At 62.8% G+C, this 16,040-nt stretch carries 10 protein-coding genes; 6 read left to right on the forward strand and 4 right to left on the reverse strand.

All coding sequences use genetic code 11. The features are described from left to right. On the reverse strand, positions 1-560 hold a 560-nt coding region (locus F4Z81_07775; protein MXW04951.1), incomplete at its 3' end, for a sulfatase-like hydrolase/transferase. Between the two features lie 124 nt (positions 561-684). Here F4Z81_07775 and F4Z81_07780 point away from each other — a divergent pair. Next, positions 685-1,434: a glycerophosphodiester phosphodiesterase gene (locus F4Z81_07780; protein ID MXW04952.1), complete on the forward strand. Its 750-nt coding sequence runs from the start codon at positions 685-687 to the stop codon at positions 1,432-1,434. Here F4Z81_07780 and F4Z81_07785 read toward each other — a convergent pair. Continuing rightward, positions 1,431-2,597: a phosphoribosylaminoimidazolecarboxamide formyltransferase gene (locus F4Z81_07785; protein MXW04953.1), complete on the reverse strand. Its 1,167-nt coding sequence runs from the start codon at positions 2,595-2,597 to the stop codon at positions 1,431-1,433. The two genes, F4Z81_07780 and F4Z81_07785, sit on opposite strands and share 4 nt — an antisense overlap. Before the next feature lie 215 nt (positions 2,598-2,812). Here F4Z81_07785 and F4Z81_07790 point away from each other — a divergent pair, with 215 nt between their 5' ends. Continuing rightward, positions 2,813-4,186 carry an APC family permease gene (locus tag F4Z81_07790; GenBank protein ID MXW04954.1) on the forward strand — a complete coding sequence of 458 codons (1,374 nt, stop codon included), beginning with the start codon at positions 2,813-2,815 and terminating at the stop codon, positions 4,184-4,186. Here F4Z81_07790 and F4Z81_07795 read toward each other — a convergent pair. Further along, entirely contained in the window at positions 4,134-5,582 is a 1,449-nt protein-coding gene (locus tag F4Z81_07795) for a hypothetical protein (GenBank protein MXW04955.1), read from the reverse strand. The two genes, F4Z81_07790 and F4Z81_07795, sit on opposite strands and share 53 nt — an antisense overlap. Before the next feature lie 202 nt (positions 5,583-5,784). On the opposite strand from F4Z81_07795, the gene F4Z81_07800 reads away from it, so the two are divergent. The 4 genes from F4Z81_07800 to F4Z81_07815 all read left to right on the forward strand — a co-directional run bounded on the left by F4Z81_07800 (position 5,785) and on the right by F4Z81_07815 (position 12,078). Then, positions 5,785-8,244 carry a leucine--tRNA ligase gene (locus tag F4Z81_07800; GenBank protein ID MXW04956.1) on the forward strand — a complete coding sequence of 820 codons (2,460 nt, stop codon included), beginning with the start codon at positions 5,785-5,787 and terminating at the stop codon, positions 8,242-8,244. A gap of 56 nt (positions 8,245-8,300) precedes the next feature. Next, a complete protein-coding gene (locus tag F4Z81_07805) occupies positions 8,301-9,347 on the forward strand; it encodes a glycosyltransferase (GenBank protein MXW04957.1) in 1,047 nt (348 codons plus the stop codon). 257 nt (positions 9,348-9,604) lie between these two features. Next, positions 9,605-10,819 (forward strand): aminotransferase class I/II-fold pyridoxal phosphate-dependent enzyme, encoded by a 1,215-nt coding sequence (locus tag F4Z81_07810; protein MXW04958.1) that lies wholly within the window; start codon positions 9,605-9,607, stop codon positions 10,817-10,819. 44 nt (positions 10,820-10,863) lie between these two features. Further along, positions 10,864-12,078 (forward strand): aminotransferase class I/II-fold pyridoxal phosphate-dependent enzyme, encoded by a 1,215-nt coding sequence (locus F4Z81_07815; protein MXW04959.1) that lies wholly within the window; start codon positions 10,864-10,866, stop codon positions 12,076-12,078. A gap of 227 nt (positions 12,079-12,305) precedes the next feature. On the opposite strand, the gene F4Z81_07820 is transcribed toward F4Z81_07815, so the two are convergent. After that, the gene (locus tag F4Z81_07820; protein ID MXW04960.1) at positions 12,306-15,896 is read right to left on the reverse strand and encodes an indolepyruvate ferredoxin oxidoreductase family protein; all 3,591 of its coding nucleotides are present in this window, start codon (positions 15,894-15,896) and stop codon (positions 12,306-12,308) included. Positions 15,897-16,040: the final 144 nt, after the last annotated feature.

Below are 16,040 nucleotides of genomic sequence, written 5' to 3' on the forward strand. Positions count from 1 at the left end.
CCCGCCGCCTCGCCGCCCCCGGCCTGACCGTCCGCGCTTCCCTCGATGAAGCGGATCGCCTCGTCGAACCACACGTCCGTGCAGTATCCCGCGTGCTCCACGGGCGCGCCGTTGTGGAAATAGGTGTCGTCGAAGTAGTTGTTTCCCCAGAAATCGGGCGTCTGTCCCACGCCGCCGCCCTTGTGGGCCACCACGTGCTGGAATCCGCGGTCCTGGGGCCGGTAGGGGTAGTTGTCGCCCAGGTGCCATTTGCCGAACATGGCGGTGCGGTATCCGGCCGCGCCGAAGACGTCCGCCATAGTCGTCTCCGACTTACGCAGGATGGACCGCCCCCAGCAGGTCGCCCAGGCGCCGTTGCGCACGGGCCGCCGGCCGGTCATCAGGGCGCCGCGCGTCGGCGTGCATAAGGGCGACACGTGGAAATCGGTCAGGCGGACCGCATCATCGTGAAAGGCGTCGATACGGGGTGTCTTCAACCACGGATGACCGGTGCATCCCAGGTCGCCATAGCCCTGGTCGTCCGTAATGACCAGAATGACATTGGGTCTTTTGTCGCTCATCCTGTCTTCTACTCCTTATCGTTACGAAAGCGTTGTGATACAACAGATTTGATCACTAATATAACAGGGCTCCCTGATCACTGTTATTTAACTATACCTGCGTCAATAGGCTAAGGAATAACACATGGTTGCCAATGTCGCCCATCGCGGCGCGTCGGGAAACTACCCCGAGAACACGTTACGCGCATTTCAGATGGCGCTTGAAATCGGCGTGGATGAGATCGAGCTCGATCTCCGTTCTACCCGGGACGGGCATCTCGTCGTCATGCACGACGCCACCGTAGACCGAACAACCGACGGTACGGGCGCGATTGGCGAGCTCACACTTGCCGAGATCAGGGCGCTCGACACCGGAAGGGTGTTTGGCGAACGGTTTCGTGGCGAACGCGTGCCGACCTGGGAGGAAGCGCTGGATCTCGTTCAGGGTAAAGTGAGGCTCAATGTACACCTCAAAGAGGGTGGAAATCCGGATGGCGAATTCGAACGTAAGGTAGCGAAGGCGCTGCGCGCGTTCCGAATGATGGGCGATTCCATACTGGCCTGCAATGATGAGAGCGTGGGGATATTTGCCGAGGTCGACCCGCGAATAGCTTGCCGGATCTTTCCAAACAACCGCTCCCCCGAGGATTACATTCGGTCATCAGCGGAAATGGGGCTTCGGACGATGCAGCCTGGACGGGACATGACCACGCCGGAGTTCGTTCAGATGGCGCACGACTCAGGACTGGGTGTACATGTATTCTACGCGGATACCCCCGAAGACATGCGGAAGTTTATCGGGATGGGCGTGGATGGGATCCTGACAAACTATCCGGAACGGATGAAAGCGGTGATCGCGGAAACGTGTAGCGGGAACGATCGGCGTCCGTGCTAATGTAGAAACAGTCGCAGGCCCGTGTGGGCCATGACCATGCCGTATTCGTCGGCCGCCTCCGTTACCCCTTTATCCGCCGTAGAGCCACCCGTCTGCGCGACGTAGCACACGTTGCTTCGGGCCGCCCGGTCGATATTGTCGCGGAAGGGGATGAAGGCGTCCGAAGTAAGACAGGTCCCCTCGAAACGGGAAACAAAATCCCGCCGTTCATCCGGCGAGATCAGCACGGGACGTTCTTCGAGGTCACCCAGCATGCGGGCCTCTTCCGTGTCGGAAAGCTGATCCCACAGGAGGTACTGGTCGACGAGGTTCGTCTTTTCCGTACGTTTGAGCCCAGCTCGGAAAGGAAGATCCAGCGTCCGGGGATGCTGCTGCAGGAACCACTTGTCGGCCTTGTCGCAGGCCAGCCGGGTGCAGTGGATGCGGGACTGCTGGCCCGCGCCCATGCCGATCACCTGGCCGTCGTAGGCCACGCAGACGGAATTGGACTGGGTGTACTTGAGGGCGATTGTCGCCACGACGAGGGTATCGAGCGCGGAATCCGATATGTCCCGGTTGTCTGTGACGAGGTTGGAAAAAGTCTGCCGCGTGATGGCCGCGTCGTTGCGGGGTTGTTCCAGCTGAAGGCCGAACAGCGTTCTTTGCTCGACCACAGGCGGTTCGAAGTCCGGGTCGATCTCCAGGACGAGGTATCCGCCCCCTTTCTTCGCACGGAGGACTTCCAGCGCGTCCGGTTCGTATCCCGGCGCGATGATCAGGTCCGACACCTCCCGTCTGAGCACGGTAGCCAGGGACCGGTCCACCACCTCGCTCACGGCCGCCGCGTCCCCGAAGGAGCACATGCGGTCGCCTCCGCGGGCCCTTACGTAAGCCGCGGCCACGGGCGAAAGCTCCTTCGCTGCCAGGAATTGCGAGGCCAGGTAAGTATCTCCGAGTTCAGCAGTGATTGCCGCCCCGGCAGGACTGGCGTGCTTGAAGGACGCCGCGCCGGCTTCCCTTGTAGCGCGCTTCAGTTCCCGCGCCAGTTGCCATGCGCCCATGGCGTCGATGATATTGACGTAGCCCGGCGTTCCGTTGAGCACGCGCAGCGGTGATTCAGGCGGTAAGGTCACCCTGGCGGGATGTTGATGGGGATTGAGTCCGTATTTAAGTGAAAGATCCATGGTTCAATGTCTTGTGGTTGAAATGGTCCTGTGTCCTGGATTCAGTCAGGGCAAACTCCGGACAGGTACTGATGCACATTCCCTGCATATTCCCGCCGAAATCGGCCGAAAAGAATAGTGTTTCAACTTGCGCGGACAATATAATCCCCTTTGTGCTGCCGGGCAAACGATCAGGGTGTAATCGCTGATCATTCTTCCAAATCAAGGATCTATCCATGTCTTCGGCGTCTTCCCGCGGCGGTCTGCTGCGCGTGCTCGGTCTGATCACGGGACTGGCCATCACCTTCGGAGGAATCGTCAGTCTCGGCATCCTGCGTGCGCCGGGCGAAGTGGCGGCCCAGTTGCCCGATCCCTGGTGGTATATGGCTACCTGGATCGGAGCGGGCGTGTTCGTGCTGTTCAGCACGGCTTCAGCCGCCGAACTGGCTACTGCATTGCCGAGGGCCGGGGCCTACTACGTCTACGCCCACCGGTCTCTCGGTCCCTTCGTCGGTTTCGTCAGCGGTTGGACCGACTGGCTGAACTGGTGCGGAGCGACGGCGATGACCATCGTCGTCATCAACGAATACCTCCATCTCCTGACGCCCGCAATTCCGAGATACAGCCTTTCGCTGTGCCTGGCCATCGCAGTCTCCTTCGCCCTGGTCCAGTGGCGGGGCGTGAAATGGGGAACCGGCCTTCACAACGCGGCGAGCATGATCAAGGCAGTTGTTTTCGCGGTGCTTATCATCGCGTGTTTCGTACTGGCGGATGGTGGAGGTGCGGAGGGCGAGGCGGCCGCCCTGCCGTCCATGCCCGCGGGATGGGCCCTGGCCATGGCCTTTATCGTGGCGTTGAGAGGGGTGCTTTATGCTTACGACGGCTGGGTGTTTACTGCTTACTTTTCTGAAGAAATGGCCGATCCGGGGCGTACGATTCCCCGGTCGATGTTCGTGGGCGTCGGGATCGTCATCGCGGTCTACCTGCTCATCAACATCGCCTTGCTGCGCATGCTGCCCATGTCGGAGATCGTCGGGGCGGAGTTGGCCGTGGGCCGGGCCGTCGAGACTTTGTTGGGACCGGTGGCGGAGACGGTCATCACGGCGTTCCTGACCGGATTCCTGATCGTGGGGATCAACCTGGGTTACATGTTCGCCGCCCGCGTGATCTACGCCATGAGTACCGACGGCCTGTTCTTCCGGCAGTGCCGGCGGGTGAACCGGGGCGGCACCCCCACGGCGGCGCTCGTCGCCAGCCTGGCGGCCACGATCGTCTTCCTGCTGTTCAGCGGAAGCTTCGTACGCCTGGTGGAGGCGCTGGCGTTCTTCACCGTGGTCAACTACGCCATCCTGTTCCTTTCCGTCTTTCTCCTGAGAAGAAAGGAACCCGATCTTCCCCGCCCCTACCGGGCCTGGGGATACCCGTGGACGACGGCGCTCACCCTCGCAGGCGCCGTAGCTTTCCTTGCCGGCAACATCGTGGGCGGTACGGCCGTCAGCCTGACGGCCCTTGGCGTGGTCGTCTTGAGCTACCCGTTATACCTGCTGTTTCGCCGGATCAATAAGCACTCTTCCGGGTCGTCAGTGGACACCAGCGAGCGGCGAGCATAGCGTTCAGAAAGCCTTCCCGGTCCGTGCCGGCGGTCATGCGAGCCGCAGCCGCCAGGGCGTAGTAGCGGACGTAGCGCCCCTCGTCTTCCGCCGAGCGCGAGACCAGGTCATCGACCAGGTCCGCGTCCTGAATCGGGTGTCTGGCCAGGGTGAAAGCGATGTTTCGCCGGACACGCTCGTCCTCATCCCCGAGCGCGTGTCGAAGCGCAGGGGCGTCTTCGTCACTGAAATCCCCCTGGACCGCCAACGCTTCGGACGCGTTTCGGCGTACCCAGGCGTCGTCGTCGCCAACAGCACGCAACAGAGCGGGGCGGGCGTCAGACGCTGGACGGCCGATGTCGCCCAGTACGTCCGCGGCGGTAGCCCGTACCCACCAGGCATCGTCTTCGAGCAGGGCCTCCAGGTGCTTGACCGCTGGACGTCCCACGGCCGACAGCGCATAGGCGACGGGCAGTTCCGACGGATTGCCTCCCGCGGGATTCGCCGGGTTCCTGGGTACGCTCGCCAGGGCCTGCTCTTCACTGGTCGCGCACAGTCGTTCCACAAGCGGCTCCACCGCTTCCGCACCCTTCCTGCCGAACGTGTACGCGGCCTGCAGCCGTACCCGTTCGTCCGCATCGTCAAGGGCCGCCAGGCAGCGATCGATGGACACCCCCTTGGCTTCAACCTCGCCGCTATCCCCTCCCGCCAACCAGTTCCATACGGCCTCGGAAACAGCGGGAAGCTCGTCGTCCGGCTGAGGCTTCCAGCCGCGGTTTCCACTTTCCCATGTGGGTCCGGCCGGCTCGCGCGAACGGGTGAACTGGAACTTGAGCATGTACCGGTTCTTTTCACTGACGTTCGGCATGGCACGGTGCCAGGAGTCGAAGTTTACGATGGAAACCGTCCCGGCGGGGCCGCACAGTCCCAGTGCGGATTCTGTGGTTTTGGACGCCTCACAATCGGAGATCATGTTGTGGTGCTGGACGCCGGGCAGAATGCCCGTTGGGCCCATGTCCGCACTCACGTCCTGGGGATAGTAGAAGGCCATCACCCACCGGCAGCGCGCATGCCTCACGTTATGGTCGAAGATGTAATCGTCCTTGTGCCACTGCTGGCCGGAACTGCCCGGTTTGTTCAGGTGGCAGTACCGGTGGGGATGCATGAGGTATCCGGGTCCGAGCAGGCTGGTCAGCGCTCCCCGCACGGAGGGCTGGTCGAAGACCTTATGGATTTCGGGTATCCGGGGCAGGATGTTGTTGCCGGGATTGCCTTCCTCCTCGAGCACGGTCTCGATCTTCCGGTACAGGTCCTGGTGAAACTCCGTGGGCAGGCCGTCGTTGACCTGCACGTATCCATCCGTGATGAACCGGCGGATATGGTCGTCCCGCAGGAGATGGGGATTCCGGGTTGGCATGGCGGTCCTCTCTGATGGATTTGGACTGGAACTCTATTGCGCATTACCCGAAGACATGTCGTCATGAAGACAGGCCGTCATCCAATGTAAAGTCGTAACTTGATTTCTACAATCAAGATAGATAAATTACGGGGGCAAATCACGAGAGGAAAGGCAACAGGCAGCCTCCGGACAGCAAGGGGCCGGGGACAACGTTCGAGAAATGAAAACCGGGGAAGCAATGAACGGCGACAAATACGATCACGAGGCGGTCGAGGCGCGTTGGACAGAGCGTTGGGAAGCGGAAGGGACCTACGAGGTCGACCTCGAGGCGGCGCGGAATCCCTACTACAACCTCATGATGTTCCCCTACCCATCCGCCGAGGGCATGCACGTGGGCAACGTGTTCGCCTACACGGGCGCGGATATCCACGGAAGATACATGCGCGCAAAGGGATACGACGTGTTCGAGCCCATGGGATTCGATGCCTTCGGGATCCATTCCGAGAACTTCGCCCTCAAGATCAACACCCATCCCGGACGGCTGATCCCCGAGAACATTGAGAATTTTACCCGGCAGTTCAAGCGCCTTGGCGCTATGTTCGACTGGCGTCACGAAGTACAGTCCACCGATCCGGACTACTACCGGTGGACGCAATGGATCTTCATCCAGCTCTACAAGGCCGGGCTGGCCTATCAGAAGGAAGCGCCGGTCACCTGGTGCCCCTCCTGCAACACCGTGCTAGCGGCGGAACAGGCCGAGGGCGGGGTGTGCGAGCGATGCGACGCACAGGTGGAGCAGCGGAACATGCGCCAGTGGTTCTTCCGGATCACGGCCTACGCCAGGCAGTTGCTGGAGAACCTGGAAACCATCGACTGGTCCGAGACGACCAAGACCGCGCAGCGCAGGTGGATCGGCCGCAGCGAAGGGGCTGAAGTAGACTTCCCGCTGGCGGATCACGACGAGAAGCTCAGCGTGTTCACTACGCGGCCGGATACGCTCTGGGGCGCCACCTACATGGTCCTGGCGCCGGAGCACCCCTTTGTCGACGTCGTGACCACGGAACGTCACCGCGTTGCCGTCGATGAATACGTGAAGGAAAGCGGCAGGAAGACGGCCATCGAGCGCGAGGACGTTACCCGCGAGAAGACCGGCGTTTTCACGGGCGGCTACGCCGTCAATCCGGTCAACGACACCCGGATTCCGATCTGGATATCCGATTACGTGCTGATGACTTACGGAACGGGCGCCATCATGGCGGTTCCGGCCCATGACGGGCGGGACTTCGAGTTCGCCCGGGCCTTCGATCTGCCCATCGTGCAGGTGATCAGCTGCTCGGAGGACACGACGAACGGTTACGACGGCGCGGCCGTCCTCGAGGAAGCCTATACCGGCGAGGGGACCATGATCAACAGCGGACCCTTCGACGGGACCCACAGCACCGTCGGCGTGGGCGCGGTCACGGACTGGCTGGAAGACCGCGGCGTCGGGAAACGGCAGGTCAACTACCGGCTGCGGGACTGGTGCATCAGTCGCCAGCGGTACTGGGGGCCGCCCATACCGATGATCCACTGCGGAGCCTGCGGCGTGGTGCCCGTTCCCGAGGACCAGTTGCCTGTGATTCTGCCCCACGTGGAGGACTTCAGGCCGGACGGAACGGGACGGAGCCCGCTGGCACGCGACCCTTCCTTCCTGAACACCACCTGTCCCGCTTGCGGCGGTCCCGCCACCCGTGAGACCGACGTCAACGACAACTTCCTGGACTCGGCGTGGTACTTTTTCCGGTATCCCAGCTCGGATCGCGCGGACGTGGTCTTTGAACCGGAAATGACGGAGCGGTGGCTGCCCGTGGACATGTACGTGGGGGGCAACGAGCACGCGGTACTGCACCTCATGTATACCCGTTTCATCACAATGGCGCTGCATGACATCGGCCTGGTCTCCTTCCCGGAACCTTTCAAGAAGTTCCGGGCACACGGCACCATCATCCGTTCCGGCGCGAAGATGAGCAAATCCAAAGGGAATGTGGTCAATCCCGACGAATACCTGGACCGTTTCGGCACGGACGCCTTCCGCACCTATCTCATGTTCCTGGGTCCCTACCAGGTAGGCGGTGATTTCCAGGACGCGGGCATCAACGGCGTGCGGCGGTTCTACGACCGGCTATGGCGCTACGCCACCGGGACCGACTTCAGTGAAGCGCCGGTCGACGACCCCGGATTGCTCGCCCTGCTGCACGGCAAGACGCGGGACGTTACCGGGGACATGGCGTCGTTCCAATACAACACGGCTATCGCGCGCCTGATGGAACTGCTCAACGGCCTGCAAAACGCGTCCTCACACTATCGCGAAGCCATCGACCGGTTGCTGCAGCTGGCCGCCCCTTTCGCGCCTTTCATTTCCCAGGAACTGTGGACCCGCCTGGGACACGAGGGCATGATCTGCGACGTACCCTGGCCGGAGTACAATCCGGCGCTGATCGTTTCTGCCACGATTGAATATGTCATCCAGATCAACGGCCGGGTACGGGACCGGCTCGAGCTGCCGCCCGGCACGCCCCGCGAAGAAATCGAGCAGGCCGCCTTCGCCAGCGAACGCGTACGGCAGTGGACCGATGGCAAGGAGTCGGTCCGCAACATCTTCGTTCCGGACAAGCTGCTCAACATCGTGGTCAAGGGCTAGGCCGCCCGCTCCGGGCCGCCGGGCCCAGCCCGATTCGGCCTGGTCCGGTCCGCGATGTGTCAACCAACATCGTTACATCCATGTCCACGCCACGCATATCCGTCCTCATGCCGGTCTACAACGCGGCCGGTACGCTTCCCGAAACCCTGCAGAGCATCGCCGCGCAGACGCTGGGCGACTTCGAGGTCATCGCCGTCGATGACGGGTCGGACGACGACAGCGGGATGATCCTGGAGGCATGGGGCCGGGGGGACCGGAGAATCCAGCCGGTCCGGGCCGGCCGCGTCGGCCTGGTCGAGGCGCTGAACCTCGGACTGTCGCGTTGCCGGGGCGAGTGGGTCGCCCGCATGGACGCCGACGACCGGATGCGCCCGGACCGTCTCGCCCGGCAGTCGGCACTGCTGGACGCCCGGCCGGATATCAGCGTAGCCGGGTCGCTCGTGGAAATCTTCGCCGAAGGCGCGGTGGGTGAGGGCATGAAGGTTTACGAGGCCTGGCTCAACAGCCTCGTCGAGCCCGAGGACATTGCCCGTGAGATCTACATAGAAAGTCCAATCGCCCATCCGTCGGCCATGGTGCGACGGGACGAACTCGTGGAGCTCGGCGGATACCGCGACACCGGATGGCCGGAAGATTACGACCTCTGGCTTCGCTTTCACGCCGCGGGACGGCGATTCGCCAAGGTTCCGGAAGTCCTGCTGTACTGGCGGGAACACGGAGCCCGGCTGACGCGAACGGACGCCCGGTACTCGGTAGAGAACTTCCTGCGCGTCAAGGCGCACTTCCTGGTCAACGGCCCGCTGCAGGACCGGGACGGGTTGATCGTCTGGGGCGCGGGCCAGACCGGTCGCCGGTTGACCAGGCACATCGTCCGCATGGGCCGTCCGGTGGATGCCTTCGTGGACATTTCTCCCCGGAAGATCGGCAGCCGCATGCGCGAAGCCCCGGTGATCGGTCCCGACGAACTGGCCTCGACCTGGAGTCGCTACCGCCGTCCGATGCTCGTCGTCGCCGTGTCCTCACGGGGCGCACGTAAGCTGATACGCCAGGCCCTCACGGACTTGGGCTTAACCGAAGTGGAAGACTACCTGTGCGCGGCCTGAATGCGGAACGGGTGGCAGATTGGCCGGCACCAACAACACGATTCTGAATACCGAGTGCCGCGAAGTTGTATAACTTCCACAATACCTTTGTCATTTTATGCGTTGCGCATTACATTGCCCGATCAACGGATTCGGATTTCAGGAATCGTAACTGACACGGCTGCGCCTTCACCTGGCGTCACGCACGCATTTCGCCAGGTTGAAAACAAAGGCCTGCAGAGCAATTCTTTGCAGAACTTTCCTTCAAGGAGTTCATCATGGTAGACAGGGCGGATAGAACACAGGAAGCTTCTTCCGGTTTTTCAAGGCGAGGCTTTCTAAGAGGTATGATGGTCGGCGCAGGCGCATTGTCACTGGGCAGTTACGAGGCCGTGGCGCAGATGATCTCCGGACCCAACGCGAGACCCGTGCGCGGGTGGGGCGTACCCGAAGGTCTCGTGCGCCTGAGCGGAAACGAAATGCCCATCGGTCCATCTCCGCGGGCGGTTGAGGCTGTCCTGGAGAACGTGTACTCCTTTAACCGCTACAACCGGAACAGGGACATCTATACCAAGATCGCCGAGCGGCACGGGTTGCCCGTGGTGGAGTGGCCTCCCAATACCTTCTCGCCGCCTGACGCCTGGGTCACCCTGGGCTGCGGTTCCTCGGAGGTGCTTTTCGCCGTGGCGTCCGCCTATCTCAGGGACGGTGCTGAAGTGGTCGAGGCCTCGCCCGGTTACGCCGGCGTGTTCCGCACGGCCGAAGCATACGGTGCCTCGGCGAAGTGGGTCCCGTTGACCAGCGATTTCCAGCAGGACCTCGATGCCATGAAAGTTGCTATCAGCGAAAATACGCGCGTGGTGGTCGTGACCAATCCCGGTAACCCGACCGGCGTGCTCGTCCCGCCGGACGCCCTGAGGAAGTTCGTCCAGGAGGTCCCGTCTGACGTGATCGTCTTCGTGGACGAGGCCTACATCGAGTTTTCGAAGAACCCCGAAGACCGGGTCGGCGCGGCACCGCTGATCCTGGATCACGCGAATGTGATCGTAGCTCGCACGTTCTCCAAGATCATGGGCATGGCGGGACTCGGCGTCGGCTACGGCCTGGCGCGCCCCGAAGTCATCGAGAAGCTGAATCAGAACAAGGGCGGTCGGCCGAGCATGCTTTCGACCAACGCCGCGGTGGCGGGGATCGAGGATCATGACTACCAGGATCGGGCGCGGAAGGTGACCTGGGAAGGCCAGGAGTACTTCGCCAGCAATTTCGACGAAATGGGCATCGAGTACGTACCCAGCCAGTCCAGTTTCATGCTGATCAACGTGCACAAGGATGCGGATGAAGTCGTCCGCAAGTTGAGGGAAGAATACAACGTGATGGTCGGCAACGGAAAGCGCCGTTGGGAAATGGATACCTGGCTGCGGGTCACTTCCGGACTGCAGGAAGAGAACGAGGCCTTCATGGCAGCGCTCAAGAAGGTGCTGGTAAGTAGCTGATCGTTCGTTCGATCGATTCGAGTATCTGATCAAAGGACGGGGTTATGTCGAACATGTTAAAGGCGATGAACCTGGCGGCTCCCGGGTTCACAAGGCGCAAGTTCCTCAAGGGGCTCGCGGTAGGCGCCGGGGTGGCTTCCCTGGGCAGCTACGAAGCCGCGGCGCAGATGGTGGCGGGACCCCGCGTCCGGCCCGTGCGGGGATGGGGGGTACCCGAGGGATTCATCCGATTGAGCAGCAACGAGAATCCGATCGGTCCGTCGCCCCGCGCCGTCGAGGCGATCATGCAGTACGTCTACAAGTTCAACCGGTACTACCGGGGCCGCGGGCTCTACGGGCAGATCGCTGAGCGCCACGGACTGCCGGTTGTCATACCCTCGAACAACAACGAAGACCGGACCGAGCCCTGGGTGACCCTCGGGTGCGGGTCATCGGAAGTGCTTTTCGCCATCGCCTCGGCCTACCTGCGCGACGGCGGCCAGATGATCGAGGCCGCGCCCGGTTACGGCGGCGTGGTCCGTACAGCCCGGAATTACGGCGCTCGGGCGCGCCTGGTCCGCACGACGCCGGACTTCCACCAGGATCTCGACGCCATGAAGGCAGCCATCACCGAGGACACGCGCGTCGTCGTCATCACTTCCCCGGGTAACCCGACGGGCATCATCGTGCCCTTCGACGACCTCAAGAAGTTCGTCAGCGGCATCCCCTCCGACGTCATGGTCTTCGTCGACGAGGCCTATATCGAGTTCGCCCGGAACCCGCAGGACCGCATCGGCGCCGCGCCGCTCATCCTGGATCACGAGAACGTCATCGTAACCCGTACCTTCTCGAAGATCATGGGCATGGCGGGCTTGCGCATCGGATACGGCCTTGCCCGGCCCCATGTCATCGAGAAGCTCGAAGACAACAAGGGCGGGCGGGTCAGTTCGCTCTCCGTGGTCGCCGCGGAGGCCTGCATCGAGGATCAGGACTACCAGGACCGTGCGAGAGCGGCGGCCTGGGCCGGGCATGACTATCTCACCGGCCAGTTCGAGGAGATGGGACTCGAGTACGTGCCCAGCCAGTCCAGCTTCATGCTGGTGAACGTGCGCACGGACGCCGACGAGGTCACCCGGAAGCTGTTCGAAGAGTACAACGTGCTCGTGGGCAACGGCAAGCGCCGCTGGCGGATGAACAACTGGCTGCGCGTCACCGCGGGCCTGCAGGCAGAGAACGAGGCCTTCATTGCCGCGTTGAAGAAGGTCCTGGTCAGCAGCTGACTGCGGCAGACCGACCTCCGCATCATATCCATCCTGTGAAGTAACGGTTTCCGAGGCCGGGCGATCACGCCCGGAGTAACTCAAGGCCCGGTCCGGAAACCGATCAACCCAGCCCCCCTCCCCTCCGGAAATCGCGACGCAGATCAGCGCGAACAACGGCCATTGGTTTCTAGCTTCCGTGGGCGCATCTTAGTTGGCTGTCCGGCCTGGATGGGTCTTAACGGGCCCTAACGGGTGTGGATAGAGCGCGATGCCGCGCCTTGAAGGAGGGTTTCGAACATTTCGGAGGCCTTCTTCTTCACCCTGAGCACCGAGCGGTGCTTGACCTGCTCGTATCCGCGGATCTCATCGGGCAGGCGAAGCAGTTCCAATACTTCGGGATAGTTTTCCGGGGTGAGTATGGCAAGGGCCTGGTCCAGCAGGGATTCGTACCAGGTTACGAGCGCACGTTCCTCCCGCCGGGCCGCGGTGTATCCGAAGGGGTCGAAGGGGGTTCCGCGAAGGAATCTGCACCGGGCCATGAATAGCAGAACGGGCCTGAACCAGGGCCCCAGCCGCAGCTTGCGATCGAGTCCCCACGCACGCAGCAGCGGCGGATGCAGATGGTAGGATACCCGGACTGGACCATCGAAGCGTTCCGCGACGCCGGGTTCGGACGGGTCGGTCAGCAGCCGGGCCACCTCGTACTCGTCCTTGTAGGCCATGAGCTTGTGCAACATGAAAGCCGCGTGCGTGGTGAGCAGGTATCCGCGGTCCGGTCCGCCGGTTCGCTCATCCCCATCATAAACCCGTGCGATCCGGTCGACGAATCGCTCGGCGAGCTTAGCGTCCTGAAAGGCGATCAGTTCGCCCACGCGGATAACCCAGCTCCTGCGGATCGACTCCTGGCGGACGGGAATCCTTCCGATCTGCGTCTCGAAGGCCTGCGCCCGCTTACGGCCGAGTAACCGTGCAAAGCGGCGGACCAGTTCATCCGAATCGGGATCGGGTTCTTGCACGGCCTCGTCCAGTCGGGCCCGGTCGTGCACGGCCATGCGGCCCCAGCGGAAGGCCTGGATGTTCAGGTCGACGGCCTGGCCGTTCAACCGGATGGCGCGCTCGATACTCCCGGCCTGCAGGGGGATGTGCCCGGCCTGGTAGGCGACGCCGAGGAGAAACACGTTGGCCACGATGTGGTTCCCGAAGAGCTTCATCGCGTAGTCCTGCGCATCGATGAAGACATTGTCCACCGACCGGGTGTGTGCTTCGATGAGCGTTTCCATGGCCGGGACGTCGGCGCCGGGTACCTGGGGATCGTACACCATCTGCGCGGTCGGGACGCCGGACCGGCTCACGACGGCTACGGTCCGCTGCGCGGAGGCGGCCTGGAGGTTCAGGGGGTTCACCGCGCCGGCGATATCCGCCGCCAGGTAGAGATCGCACCGCCCGGCGGGAATAAAGCTGGAAGGGGGGACCTCGCCCTCCCCCAGGACGATGGGCGATTCCACGGGACCTCCCTTCTGCGCCAGCCCCGTGCGATTCATCTCGCTCACCTTCTTCCCGTCGAAAAGTGCCGCTACGGCCAGCAGGTGGGCTACGGTCACGACGCCCGTGCCGCCGATCCCGATGAGGTGTATCGCGTATTCTCCATCAATCGTCGCTTTGAAGGCGGGTGCTGAAAGGTCCGATTCGTCCAGTAACGGGTATTCCGGGTTCAAAGGCTTGCTGTCTCCGACCGGTTCGACAGAGACGAAGGAAGGGCAGTCGCCCTTCAGGCAGGACAGGTCCTGGTTGCAGGCCGACTGGAGTATGGCGGTCTTGGGGCCGAACTCCGTTTCCCTGGGTTCGAGCGCGAGGCACATGGACTGCTGTCCGCAGTCGCCGCATCCTTCGCACACCCGTTCGTGAATGTAGACGTACCGTTCGGGGGCGAGATGCTGGCGCTTGCGGCGCCGACGGTGTTCCGTGGCGCATTCCTGGTCGTAGATCAGCACCTTTACGCCGGGCTTTCGCGACAGGCTCTCCTGGGCGGATTCGAGCCGATCCCGCGGTTCGAGCAGCAGGTGCTGGCCCGGTTTCAACGCGGCCCGGGCGCGTTTGAGCGATACCTGCTGCGGAAACTTGCTGACGACCGTCACATCCTGCACGCCCATGCCCAGCAAGATCAGCGCGAAGTCGTCCAGCGTGGGCTGCCCGGTGATGTCCTGGCCGCCGGTCATGGCCACCACGTGGTTCCAAAGGACTTTATAGGTGATGTTGGCGCCGTGGGAAATGGAGCTGAATATGGTGATCAGGCCGCTGTGGAGCACCGTGCCGTCGCCGATGTTCTGGAACAGGTGCCGGTTCTCATTGAACGGGAACATGCCGTTGTAGATGGCGCCGCCAAGGCCCATGGTGGGTATCCAACGCACACCCCGGCCGTCCGCCTCGATGTAGGCGTCCAGCGAAGAGCAGCCGATTTCGCCGCCCGCGACCTCCCCTTCGGGCGCACGGGCCGATACGCTGTGGGGACATCCGGGACAGTAATGGGCGGTGCGCCGGGCGAAGGAGCCCGAGTCTCGTTCCGCGATTGCGTTCAGTTCCTCCAAGCGGTCGTAAATGGGCGCCGACGGGAAGATCTCCTGCAGCATCGGCCCGAGCAGAATTGTGAGCAGGTCGGGATTCAACTCTCCATAGGCTGGAATGAGCGGGCGGTCATCCGGACCCCGCTTTCCGTAGACGTGTGCTACGCCGGTGCCCAGGAGCGCGTGGGCCACCGCTTCTTCCACGAAGGGACCCTTTTCCTCCACGACCACCACGGCCTTCAGGCGCGCTGCGAACTCCCGGATCGTCCGCGGATTGACCGGATAGATCACGCCCAGTTTCAGGATCGGCACCCGGTCCTCCAGGTTCAGCAATCGAAGCGCCTGGACGATGTCGGCGTAGCTCTTTCCCGTCGCTACGATACCGAGGGAACCGTCCGATTCCGGGTTCTCGACCGTGTCGATCCCGTTCACCCGGGCGTACTCGGCGGCGATTCCCAGGCGCACCGTGGTCAGTTCTTCTTCGAAGGGGATGGACTGGGTGGAGATGACCACCTGGTGAAAGCGTTTTTCGTAGGGCCGTCCAGGCGGTCCCGGCGACCCGGGCCGACCGCCAGCCGGTCCCGGCGGCAGCGTTACGCTGGGTAGTTCGGGGTTTGCGTCCACCGTTTCGGCGCCGTCGCAAATGGGCGTGACGAGTTTCATCCCGCAAAGGACCCCGGCGTACCTGCTGAGCGCGAGCGCGTGGTGCCCATAGGTGATGACCTCGGAGACCGTCGAAGGGTAGAAGACGGGAATGCGCGCGTCGCGCAGGGCCTGCTCGCTGCTGGCGGGGTATCCTGAACTCTTCGCCATGTGGTCGTCCCCGCAGAACAGGACGACGCCGCTGTCTTTTCCCGTCCCCGCGATGTTGGCGAGGCTGAATTCGTCCAGGGCCCATTTCACGCCATGGGCCTTGCCGTACCAGAACCCGTCCACGTTTCCTTCGTACTGGCTGCCGTGCACCGCCGCCGCCGCCGTCTTCTCGTTGACCGCCGCCTGGTGTACGAACGGCGCCGCTTCACAGAGCAGGGTGGCCTGTTGCCGGAGTTCGAGGTCGAGGCCGCCGAGGGGCGAACCTTCGTAACCGGCCATGAAGCTGCGCCGCACCGTACCGCCGGAAAGGGCGTCACGCCGCTGCTTGTCCAGCAGGAAGCGGACGATGGCATGTATGCCGGTAAGAAAGACCGGACCGCGGTTTTTGAGGTATCGGTCCTGCAGCGAGGGCGCTGGAATGGCGTCGGTGGTCAAGGCCGGACCTGCCTGGTCGCGAGGCATCTGAAAACGGGTGTAGTGCGCTTCAGGATCATGGCATCAGTATACTCGGTGGGGTGGTTCGTGTCAACCGACGCGGGTGGCCGCCGCGACCACGGAACGTGGTGAAACGGATTGCCTTGCGGCGGGCGTTTCTATAAGTTTCAG

The organism is Gemmatimonadota bacterium (assembly GCA_009835325.1).
Classification (GTDB): Bacteria; JAAXHH01; JAAXHH01; order JAAXHH01; family JAAXHH01; genus JAAXHH01.

Bases quoted from the DNA above. Each gene is read 5' to 3' on its own strand.
- F4Z81_07780 (MXW04952.1), top strand. From the start codon at position 685: ATGGTTGCCAATGTCGCCCATCGCGGCGCGTCGGGAAACTACCCCGAG.
- F4Z81_07785 (MXW04953.1), bottom strand. From the start codon at position 2,597: ATGGATCTTTCACTTAAATACGGACTCAATCCCCATCAACATCCCGCC.
- F4Z81_07790 (MXW04954.1), top strand. From the start codon at position 2,813: ATGTCTTCGGCGTCTTCCCGCGGCGGTCTGCTGCGCGTGCTCGGTCTG.
- F4Z81_07795 (MXW04955.1), bottom strand. From the start codon at position 5,582: ATGCCAACCCGGAATCCCCATCTCCTGCGGGACGACCATATCCGCCGG.
- F4Z81_07800 (MXW04956.1), top strand. From the start codon at position 5,785: ATGAAAACCGGGGAAGCAATGAACGGCGACAAATACGATCACGAGGCG.
- F4Z81_07810 (MXW04958.1), top strand. From the start codon at position 9,605: ATGGTAGACAGGGCGGATAGAACACAGGAAGCTTCTTCCGGTTTTTCA.
- F4Z81_07815 (MXW04959.1), top strand. From the start codon at position 10,864: ATGTCGAACATGTTAAAGGCGATGAACCTGGCGGCTCCCGGGTTCACA.
- F4Z81_07820 (MXW04960.1), bottom strand. From the start codon at position 15,896: ATGCCTCGCGACCAGGCAGGTCCGGCCTTGACCACCGACGCCATTCCA.